General features: G+C 49.2%; 10 protein-coding genes. 8 read left to right on the top strand and 2 right to left on the bottom strand.

From position 1 onward, the window contains the following. Positions 1 to 83: 83 nt before the first annotated feature. Positions 84 to 386 carry a DinB family protein gene (locus NLX71_RS23125; RefSeq protein WP_254366154.1) on the bottom strand — a complete coding sequence of 101 codons (303 nt, stop codon included), beginning with the start codon at positions 384 to 386 and terminating at the stop codon, positions 84 to 86. Positions 387 to 730: 344 nt separating this feature from the next. On the opposite strand from NLX71_RS23125, the gene NLX71_RS23120 reads away from it, so the two are divergent. From NLX71_RS23120 to NLX71_RS23080, 8 genes are all read left to right on the top strand, one after another. Further along, positions 731 to 1579 carry a DUF72 domain-containing protein gene (locus NLX71_RS23120; protein WP_254366153.1) on the top strand — a complete coding sequence of 283 codons (849 nt, stop codon included), beginning with the start codon at positions 731 to 733 and terminating at the stop codon, positions 1577 to 1579. A 391-nt stretch (positions 1580 to 1970) separates the two neighbouring features. Continuing rightward, a complete protein-coding gene (locus tag NLX71_RS23110) occupies positions 1971 to 3416 on the top strand; it encodes a contractile injection system protein, VgrG/Pvc8 family (protein ID WP_254366152.1) in 1446 nt (481 codons plus the stop codon). A gap of 18 nt (positions 3417 to 3434) precedes the next feature. Beyond that, positions 3435 to 4541, top strand: coding sequence for a pentapeptide repeat-containing protein (locus NLX71_RS23105; RefSeq protein WP_254366151.1), 1107 nt, complete (start codon positions 3435 to 3437; stop codon positions 4539 to 4541). Positions 4542 to 4556: 15 nt separating this feature from the next. Beyond that, positions 4557 to 5054, top strand: a complete 498-nt coding sequence (locus NLX71_RS23100) for an imm11 family protein (RefSeq protein ID WP_254366150.1) — start codon at positions 4557 to 4559, stop codon at positions 5052 to 5054. 11 nt (positions 5055 to 5065) lie between these two features. Beyond that, positions 5066 to 5689, top strand: coding sequence for a hypothetical protein (locus tag NLX71_RS23095; RefSeq protein ID WP_254366149.1), 624 nt, complete (start codon positions 5066 to 5068; stop codon positions 5687 to 5689). A gap of 27 nt (positions 5690 to 5716) precedes the next feature. Beyond that, on the top strand, positions 5717 to 6217 hold the full coding sequence (locus NLX71_RS23090; protein ID WP_254366147.1) for a DUF4280 domain-containing protein: 501 nt from the start codon (positions 5717 to 5719) through the stop codon (positions 6215 to 6217). A gap of 30 nt (positions 6218 to 6247) precedes the next feature. Continuing rightward, positions 6248 to 9190, top strand: coding sequence for a contractile injection system protein, VgrG/Pvc8 family (locus tag NLX71_RS23085; RefSeq protein ID WP_254366146.1), 2943 nt, complete (start codon positions 6248 to 6250; stop codon positions 9188 to 9190). An 11-nt stretch (positions 9191 to 9201) separates the two neighbouring features. Continuing rightward, positions 9202 to 9795 carry a pentapeptide repeat-containing protein gene (locus tag NLX71_RS23080; RefSeq protein ID WP_254366144.1) on the top strand — a complete coding sequence of 198 codons (594 nt, stop codon included), beginning with the start codon at positions 9202 to 9204 and terminating at the stop codon, positions 9793 to 9795. A 389-nt stretch (positions 9796 to 10184) separates the two neighbouring features. Here the strand turns inward: NLX71_RS23080 and NLX71_RS23075 are convergent, their stop codons facing one another. After that, complete coding sequence (locus tag NLX71_RS23075) at positions 10185 to 10412, bottom strand: helix-turn-helix domain-containing protein (RefSeq protein WP_254366143.1); 228 nt, start codon at positions 10410 to 10412, stop codon at positions 10185 to 10187. Positions 10413 to 10474: the final 62 nt, after the last annotated feature.

The following is a 10474-nucleotide window of genomic DNA, read 5'->3' as shown; positions in this document are numbered from 1 at the left end:
CTGCTGAATGGCTTATAAAGATTCAATATATTGTGCAAACACATAACCCCCAGAGGGTTGTTTAGATTACATAATTTAGTTAATCAACAGCCTGATCTCACAAATGTAATAAAGTCAATATTAACTGGTTCAATACCAACTGCTCGAAGTCGTGAGTTAATCTGTCCTCGATGATACTGACCATGCAATGCTACATGCGTTAAAATATCCCGTACAGAATACTTAAACTGTCTTCCTTTACTATTTGTGTAGGATATTATTTTATCTAGGTCAGTATTTTCTAAATTAGTAAAAAAAGCTGTGAAGCTCTCTTCATTTTGTTTAACAAGTTCTGCACAGTTCTCTATATCGGTCTCCGACCATATGGGAAGTTGTGAACTATCCATTCCAGTTATCTAGTTATCCATACTTTTTCAGCATTAAGGATATGGGAAAATAAACGCCATACCTCCTGGTTTGCATCTTCAATACTTTGCAGTGTTTCAAAAATACGTTGGTTAGCCCAATTTAAATGCTCATACATCTTTTGGATAGTTTCCAATGCGAATCACCCTTTACCACAATATTAAAAAATCACGCATTTCCAAATTATTTGTAGCTGAATTAACTATAACATTTTACTTCGTTACAGAATATGGATTTTGTTTGCGGATAGGACAAAATTGAGATTACAGGTTTATATCGATAAAATGTAGATAAGCTTTAAAACTTGTTTAAAAGTGGTGGGTAAATGATATCAATCGGGCTTGCTGGATGGGGAGATCATGACGAGTTATATAAGACTGGAATCAGGCAACAGGATAAGCTAAAAGAATACAACAGATATTTTAAATCGGTTGAAGTGGACAGTTCCTATTACGCTATTCATAAAGAGGATTTGTATAGTAGATGGGCATCAGACACTTCGAAGGATTTCTCATTCTTAGTGAAAGCTTATCAAGGTATGACAGGGCACACCCGTCAGAATTATTCTGAAGCGGATATGGACAATATGTTCCGAAGTTTTAGCGAGTCTATTAAACCTATTTTAGATGCGGGCAAGTTAAAGGCAGTTCTATTCCAATATCCACCGTGGTTTGATTGTAATCGCAATAATGTACGCCTACTACGAACAACTAAGGAACGAATGAAAAATATTCCGGTGGCTCTTGAATTTCGTCATCAAAGCTGGCTTAGTGCGGAAATGAGAGAAAAGACGTTATCATTTATGCGCGAGGAAGGTTGGATTCATAGTATCTGTGATGAACCTCAAGTTTTTCCGGGTTCAGTTCCGACAGTTTTAAAATCAACCAATGACACTTTAACAATTGTCAGATTTCATGGGAGAAACACTGTTGGCTGGACTGCAAGTGGAGCTAAAAACTGGCGAGAAGTAAGATATCTCTATCGTTACAATCATGAAGAATTACTTGAGTGGAAGGAAAACCTCTTGAAGTTGGAAAAAGAAACTCAGGAGGTTTGTGTGATATTCAATAATAATTCAGGCGGGGATGCTGCTGCGAATGCTCTGCAACTTATAGATCTTTTAGGTCAAGAGTCAAAGCAACTTCCTCCCAAGCAAATGGACATGTTCGAATAAGTGACTTGTAGATAACAGCAAGGAGATTTGCGTCATTTTCAACAACAACTCGGGCGGCGACGCCGCGGTGAACGCGATGCAGATGCTGGAACTGCTCGGTTTGCCGACGAAGCCGTTCGCCCCGCGGCAGTTGGATTTATTTTGAAACAGGCTCAGGCCCGGATTTTCCGGGAGCTGGGCCTGTTTTTTTGTGCGTGCCCAGACAATAGAGTAACGACGGATGGCAACGCCGACACACTGACAAGTATTGGTCCCCGTTCTGTGAAAATTACCACTTTATTGCTGTAAACCTAAAGTTTTCAATAAACAAGGCCGATAAAAATGTATAACAACTGACAAAAATGACAAAGCACACCTAAGCAAGCAGTCGATCATATTGGGAGAGATCAGGATGGGAGTTTCGGTTATCACCTACGGAAACATCGAAGTGGGACCTTTTGAATTGACGAATCTGCAAGATTTGCATGTGGTGAAAGCCTTCAACGATCATGCAAAGCTGACTCTTACGGGGATTGTGCCGGAAGAGCGAAGGGACAGCTACGTCCAAATGGCCAACGCGCAAACGCAGGTCAAAGTCGTCCTGACCGACGATGACGGAGAACAAAAAACGTGGTTTCAAGGCATCATTCGGAACATTCAGGTTCAGGCTGTCCGCGGCATTTATTACTTAACGATCGAAGCCGCCTCGCATACCTGCCTGCTGGACGTGAAGCTGCATAAACGCTCCTTCCAAAATCCGAAGATGCCGTATACCGAGCTGATCCGCGACATTCTGTCTGGCTACGATCAAGCCGATGTCATCGACTACGCTTCGGACGGCAAGGCGATCGGGACCTTCGTCATGCAGTATGAGGAAACGGACTGGCAGTATCTGCAGCGCATGGCATCCCGGTTTTATACGGGGCTGATTCCGACGACCGGCTTTGACAGCCCCAAATTTTATTTTGGTCTGCCGAAAAACGAGTCCGTCGTCGAAATCCACGCTGCACACTATACCTTCAAGAAGCATATCGCCGATTACCGGAACGCTTCGGAGAATCATATTCCCGGCATCGGGGAAGCCGATTATATCGTCTACGAGGTCGAATGCGCCCGGCTGCTTGACATAGGCCAAGAGGTCAGCTTCAAGTCCAAGCCGCTCGTCGTGGGCCAAGCGGTGGCGCAGATGAAGGACAGCCTTCTCACGTACACCTACCGGCTGTATCCGCGTCAGGGGCTGGCGCAGCCACGGAAATTCAACAACGCGATTATCGGGGCCTCCATCCAAGGGCATGTGCTCCAGGTTCGCAAAGATACCATCCGCGCCAAGCTGGATATGGACGAGCAGGTGGACCCGAGCACGGATTATTGGTTTCCTTATTCGACGATCTACGCTTCCGAGAACAATACGGGCTGGTACTGCATGCCGGAAGTGAACGACCGTATCCGCATTTATTTTCCAAGCAACAAAGAAGAGGAAGGCCTCGGCATCAGCTCGGTGCAGCGGGAGAGTCCGCCAAGCCGTCCCGCGTCGGCCGCCCGCAAGGGAGATGCCGGGGAGGACCGGATGGGCGATCCGGCCATCAAGACGTTTCGAACCAAGTACGGGAAACAAATTATGCTGGCCCCGGACCGAATCGTCATTTCATCGGGTAAAATGCACATCACCATCAGCGATAAAGAAGGAATCAAAATTAAAAGCGACCATAATGTGATCATTTCAGCCGACGAAGATATCCTCTTGACTTCGAAAAATCTGAAGATCGAAGCGGACAAGCTGGAGCTGAAGGGCAAAGAAAATGCGATCACGATTGAAAACAATATGGAGTTCAAAGGCTCGGAAATTAAGATGAACTAGGCTGGGGGCAGAAGAGAGATGGGCAAGGAGGAAGCGCTGCTGCATTTGCGGGAACATGTGTTTGAACCCGCGCTTACGGACCGAATCTCGGCTCTGGACGCCGACTTCCGCCAGCACAAGAGGCAGCTTATGGCCGGATTCCTGACGTCGTTCCGGGAGCTGTGCCTAAAGATCAAGGCGATGCAGGAGCGGCAGGAAAAAGCGCCGATCGCCTACATTCACTATTCCATGCTGCGCACGTCGATAAGGGAAGGCGCCAACACTTACTTGATCGAGGCGTATGCGGACGATTGGTATTGGGATACGGCGTATTGCGACGCCGCATACGATGCGGGGTGGGCGTTTCAAGGGATTCGCCCGCTCTTGTCGGTTCTGAACGACAGCCGCAAAGCCTATATGAATGTGCTTCATACCGCCGATACGGAGCGTCTTGTGATGCAGGAGATCGGCTTTTTCAGCCAGTTTGTCACGGCTCTCGCCCGCTGGGCGATCCCGGAAGTGGTGAAGCTTCCCGAATTTCAGCAAATCGCCAAGGCCGAGCGCCTGCAGATTCGGATCGGCGAATTCAAAGATAGCAGCGAGCCGCTTTATGTGGAGGACCGGGGGCAGCGGGACGTAAAGCAGATCAGGCGGCGGCTTGAGCAGAAGCAGGGAGCGGATTGCTCGTACGAGAGCTTTCGGGGGCTGCCGCTTTCCCCGGGCCATTACGATGAACTGGATTTGCGCTTTTCCGACTTCAGCGGCAGCGATCTGACGTCCTGCACGTTCAATGGTTGCGTGCTTATAGGAACACGCTGGGCCGGTTGCCAACTGCGCCATGCGGACTTCAGCTACTCACAGCTATGCGATGCGGACTTCCGAGAGTGCGACTTGAAAGGGGCGAATTTCCACATGGCGGACGGGCAAGGCTTCGACGACAAGCTTCACCGTACTCCGGGGCTATTGGGCGTAAACTTCGCCAACGCCGATCTGGAAGGCGCCAACTTCGTACACGCGGACTTGCTCGAAGCGAACTTCGAGGGCGCCAACCTGAATCAGGCTACCTTTGCGGAGCGGGACCGGGAGCGGCTGCGGCCGTGGCTTAGCGAAGCGCAAATCGCATCGATCCGGTGGGTGTCCGGGTAGAGAGGAGCTGATGGAATGCGGGATTATTTTTTGCTGCTGGATGACGAACGGATTATCGATAAAGCGCAGCCCGCCGGGCTCGGAAACGTGAAATTCGAAGAGCTTCCGCCGGTTTCGGTCCTGCCTGTCGATGCTGGCCGGTCCTGCGAGTATGTCGATTGGCTGGGAAAGCCGATGCGCATGGCATCGGACCAGATGAAGAGCCTGCTGGAGAAATATAACCGCCACATCCGGTTTAAGCGGGTGGAACTGATCGATACGAAACAAAGCGGGCAGCATTCCTACTGGATCATGCAGGTGCCGGCTGTCGAGTGTCTTTCCCCGCAAAGCGAGTTTCACCCCGGAGGCACGCTGAAACGGCTCGTATTGGACCGGGAGCAAGTTAAGGGGCACCATGTGTTCGCCATTCGGGGCATTCTGGAGCCGTATATCGTGGTCAGCCTCGATGTGGCGGAGAGTCTGCTGCGCAGACATTGGACGGGATTTATGTTGCAGAAAATCGAACAAGCCTAACGGAGGGCCGGATGACGACCTATTGGGACGAATTGCTGCTGGATATCGATCGTAAACGGCAGATTCAAGAGCAGATGGAGGAAAGCGCCGGGAATAACGGCTCGATCTCGCAGGAAGATTGGGACCGCGGCGTGCAGGAGGGGAGGATCGAGCTGCCGGATCAAGTGATCGAATTCGACGAACACCGGCTGCTTGGGGAGCGGGTGAGCCTTCGTTTGTCGCGTTTATTGCTGCCCGTTCCGAGAGGATTGGCGGCGACGGAGTACGGCATGAGCGGGAACGACCAGCACTTGTTCCGGGACAAGGGGCGGCAGGTTCTTTTTGGCTTGAAATGGACAACGCACGCTCTGGCCATGGATCAGGTTGAGCCGTATCAGGACGCGCTTCTCAGGCAGCTGCAAAGCTTGAAGTCGGACATGCAGATCATGGAAACCATCATGCTGGAAGCGGAAGGGCTGCAGGTGAGCTGCTGCGAATCGTTATTCCAGCTCTCGCCAGGCTACGGCTACCAAGTGCTGTTCATGACATCGTTGGAGGAAAGATTATTGCTTGGCAGCTTTCAGTTTCCTTTGGAAGAAGCGGAGCTGTGGCAGCCGTTGTCTACCGCCATGATCCGAGCATTGCGGCGCCTATAGACCTAACCGGATGGAGGAGATGATGACATGCTAAACCTGCTGATTGGAGCCGTGATCAAAGGTCTGCTTCAAGGAGAGCAGAAATACGTCGTGCGCGGCGCAACGCTGAAATGCAGCCTGGGTACGGACCCCGGCGTCTTGAATTTGCCTAACAGCCACGGTGTGTACATTAAGAAGAAGCCCGTGATGACGGTCGCGGACTGCACGCCTGACAATATTGGCTGCTTCGGATTTTGTCAGGCGAAAATGGGGGGCGTTCTCGACCATATCGCTGGCTGGAGCCGGACGGGCAGCAGCAGCATAGCTGTGCAAACGAATCCGTTGCTTAAAGGGCTTCTGGAGTTCGGGGCGGATCAGCTGAATGCCATAACCGCTTCGCAAGCTGTATGCACCCCGAGTCTTTGCGGCAAATGGTCGGGCGGTAAGGAAGATCTTCTGATCAATAACGAGCAAGCGCTGCTGAGCAAATCGACGTTAACGTGCTCTATGGGAGGCACCATCACGATAGAACATGTCGGGCAGGATTAACGGACGGCGGCCGAACGAAGGGGTGGAACGATGCAGCAGACAGAGCGCGTCATCGCGTATTCGGATTTAAACGTCCATTGGCCGTACGGAGCGATCCGGCTTGATGCCTTGGAGCTGGTTCAGCAGATGGGCGATCACGCCAGACTGTATTTTACGGGAACCGTGGACGCGGAGCAGGAAGAAGCGATCGCCATGGGCAGCGGCCATCACGACCGGATCGAACTGAAGGTATTGGGGCAGGAGCGTACGCTTTTTATGGGGCAGCTGCAGGAGATTGGGCTCCAGGTCGTTCGCAGCATGTGCCGCGTAAGCGTAACGGCGGTTTCGCATACCTATGAACTGGACATCGGGAAAAAGACGCGGTCGTTTCAAAAGGTCGATGCGCGGTATATCGATGTAGTGGATCACATTCTGGAGGCGTACCCGGGCTCGGCTGTCATTGATCGAAGCCTTGACAAGCTGGAGCAGGGAACGTTCATGATGCAGTATCAGGAGACGGATTGGGCCTTTCTGAGAAGGCTGGCTTCTCATGCAGGGGCGGATCTGGTGCCGGATATGACGGCGCACAGCAGCCGGTTCTGGGTCGGGATTCCCGAAGGGCGCAGGCAGGTGACGTTGGAAAATGTCCCGTATACAATTCAGCGGGAGATGGACGCATACCGGGAGACGAGCGCTAACGGACAAGCCGCCGTCAACGAGACCGATTATACGAGCTGCCGCTTCGAGCTGGAGACCGTACTTGAGATCGGGGACGAAGTGCTGCGGGAAGGGCAAGCCTTCGTCATTACGAAGCGGGTCGGGACGATCGGGCAGGGGGCGCTCAGGTGGGAGTACGTGTGCGCGCTGCCGCAAGGGCTCAAGCGGAAGAAGACCTATAACCTGCCGATCATCGGGGCAGCGATCGAGGGGAGCATTATCAAGGTCAGCCGCAATCAGGTGAAGATCCATCTGGATATTGACGAGGCGCAGGGCGCGCAGGATGCCTGCTGGTTTCCTTACGCAGCGGAGGGCAATCAGGTATGGTATTTAATGCCGGAGATCGGCTCGAAGGTCAAGCTGTATTTTCCGAGCGCGGAGGAAGACGACGCGATGGTCATCCAGTCGGTGCGCCATGCGCCGCAGGGCGAATTTGTCGAGAAGAGCGGCCGGAAAATGCAGGACCCGGGCGTGAAGTCGTTCGGGAATCCGCAAGGCAAAGAAATAACGCTGGGGAACCACGATCTGACGATGACGGCGAAGGAGGGCTTGCTATATATCACGATGCAGTCGGGGATCGGCGTCTTTATGGACAGCGCCACCCGCATTCGGGTGGATTCGAGCGCCGATTTGGAGCTTACAGGCCGCAGCGTCATGCTGTACGGAGACAAAAGTCTGCATATCCAGACGATGTCGGACACGCTGGAGCTGGGCGACGGCTTCAAAGCAAGCAGCGGCCAAATCAAGATGGAGCTGACCTCCTCGCAGTCGTATGCCCCGATCAAAAGCGCATTTGAGCAGCAGCGGGACGAACTGGGACTGTCCGGGTTGATCGAGAAACGGGCGAAACGAAACAAGGCCGTCCGGGCACAGGGAAAACAAGATGCGTTCATCGAAGGGGCCAAAGGGTTGTGGAGTTTTGTCGTGGACGCGGTGGAAATCGGATCGCCGGCGGTTCTTCTTGGCGAATTCGCTTACGAAAAAATCAGCGGAAACAAGCTGGCGCCGCTTGCAGAGCGAAACAGCATCGCCGAAGCGGCGGTCTCGGGGACGAAGTATATCGCTGAGCACGTAAAGAACGGTGCATGGGGCGAGATGGCTAGCGATGCCGTGGAGCATGTCAAAAAGCAGCTGTATGAGGATTATGTCGAGCCGATTGAAACGAAGTACAAGGGGGACTTTCGGCACAATCCGCTTGTGACCAGCGAGGAAGAAAACCGCAAGCTGGGCGAGGCCGACTTCAAGGAAATGATGATCGTGGTGGATGTCGGATTGAGTTCCCTTGGGATCAGCGAAGTGAAAGCGGCGATCAAGACCTTGAGGAGCGCGGTCAAAAGCGGGAAAAAGATCGACATGACAGACCTCAAAAAAGGGGCGAGCGAGAACAAAGCACAGGAATCGGATCACGGAGAAGGAGCAGGAAAACGGCCTCGCGGCCATGCGGAAGGTGATTCGGCCTCAAGCGGACCGCCAAAGGACGGGATGCTGAAAAGCAACGGTTCCGGTTTTACGAATCCGACGGATGCGATGAAAGCCTTGCTCGAGAAGATGATGAAGGAGATGAAGGATAATTCTCCTTATGTGATTGTGCGCACGGAGCGGCCCGTACCCGCTGCCGCTGGACTCGGTATGCATAACGGCCCCAGATACCCGTTTACAATCATGAAGCGCGAGGATTACAATGCTCTATATAGCAGTGCAAACGATCGCACGGGCGGCGGCGGTTCAGGCTGGCATGGTCGGGATAAACGTAAACGTCGGGATGAAGAAGGGGAACGTAAGCGCCACGATGAAGAGGGACCTGAGGGGACGGGTAAAGATAATCTTTACGATAAGGATGGAAAGTATAACGGAAGAAGAAATCAAGAAGAATTGGATGATTTAGCCCGAGATCCTGCAAGTGCTGGGAAAATAGAACCTAAAAATATAAGGGAAAGGGAAGTTGGATTAGCAGTAGAAGAAAGAGGTGACTTAGGAAGAATAATACGAGATCCCCAAGCAGAAAATGGGGCAGAGTTTATTGATACCACTACAGGCTTAAAGTGGGACGTGAAAAGTTTTGAATCATATCCAAGTGGTGATAACGGAGTACCTATAACAAATCCCAAAAAGGGTGCTTTTACTATCCAACAAGGTATGAAAAAGCTACAAAAAGAATTTAATAATGGGAATAACGTAATTATTGACACGAGAAAAATGGAGCCTGAGCATATTGAACAACTGAAGAAAGCGATTGATGAAGCAGGAGCAGTAAATAGAATAATATGGTATCCTTAAGGAGTGGGAAAATGGAAGGCAATATCATTAGTAAGTTTGAACTACATAAAAAGTGGGTTGAGACAATTGGTAAAGAAGGTGAAATGTTAAGATTAGATGAAGTGGATTTAAGAAGTTTTGATTTATCCGATAAATTGGTTGAACAAGCCTCTTTAATAGAGTGTACTTTTGACGATCTTAAATTGGAAAATATCGATTTTCATACATCATTATTATGCTCATCAACTTTTAAAAATGCGTATTTAGATAAATGCGATTTTTATAAATCAGATCTTAGGTATACAAATTTTTCAAATTGTGTCATTAAAAACTCTAGATTTAGTAAAGGTGATTGTTGGGAAGCAATATTTAGGAATGCAAATTTAGTAGATTGTAATTTGATTAATGTACTTTTTTACTTAACTGATTTTAGTAATGCAAGACTAGAAAATGTAGATATAAGTGTAGCGACATTTGAAGAAACATTATTTAACGGAGTGACATTGAAGAATATTAAAGGTATAGAAGAAGCTCATTTTGAAAGTATTAATATTGGTACATTGGAGAAACCTATATTGTTGAAATCAGAAAAAGCAAAGGAATGGGTGTTAGAAAAATGTGAATAAGTGTATAAGTGAGTAGTGGTTGGTTTTAAAGCAATATTTTAGCATTTAAGAGTGTTTTGGTAATAATTCCAATAAATAATGATTGTAATAGCCCATGTTGAGGATTCTTTTTATCCGCCGTTATATGCTAAACAATACAAACAAACAAGCGGCGGCTGATCAAAAAAACCACCCAGTGCCGAACGAATTCAAGATTCCCCCCAAAAGAAGGGGCATTAAAACATTTAGTGGATATTTAGCGGGTCAATTTTTCGGGGTTACATTTAAAGACAAGATAAATATTCCGCCTCAACTTATCAAAAATTTCAAAAGCTTATTCCGACTTGAACTTAAACATAGGAATAAGCTTATTTTATATGCTACCGAACAGTTCGGATGATGCAAGGAAATTAAAGCAAGGTTCGATGATTTGAGCGGCCAACTAGGTAATCAAGGCTCATGTCGAAATAGTCAGCAAGAGCAATGAGTGTTGGAACACTTGGAACATTTTTTCCTTTTTCCAACGAACTCATGGCTTGTTTTGTGATGTCTAAATGTTCCGCCAAGTCTTTGGCCAATGCTTTCCTTTCATTGCGGAGTTCAAGTAATCTTGCGGAAAAGGACTCTTTGTCAAACATATAAAAACTCCTTGGCAGTCAATTGTTAATTTACTAACATCTAAAATATAGTCAATTATTAG

The sequence above is a fragment of the Paenibacillus sp. MZ04-78.2 genome, from assembly GCF_024213375.1.
Lineage (GTDB): Bacteria > Bacillota > Bacilli > Paenibacillales > NBRC-103111 > Paenibacillus_G.
This window is presented reverse-complemented; position numbering and strand designations above follow the sequence as displayed.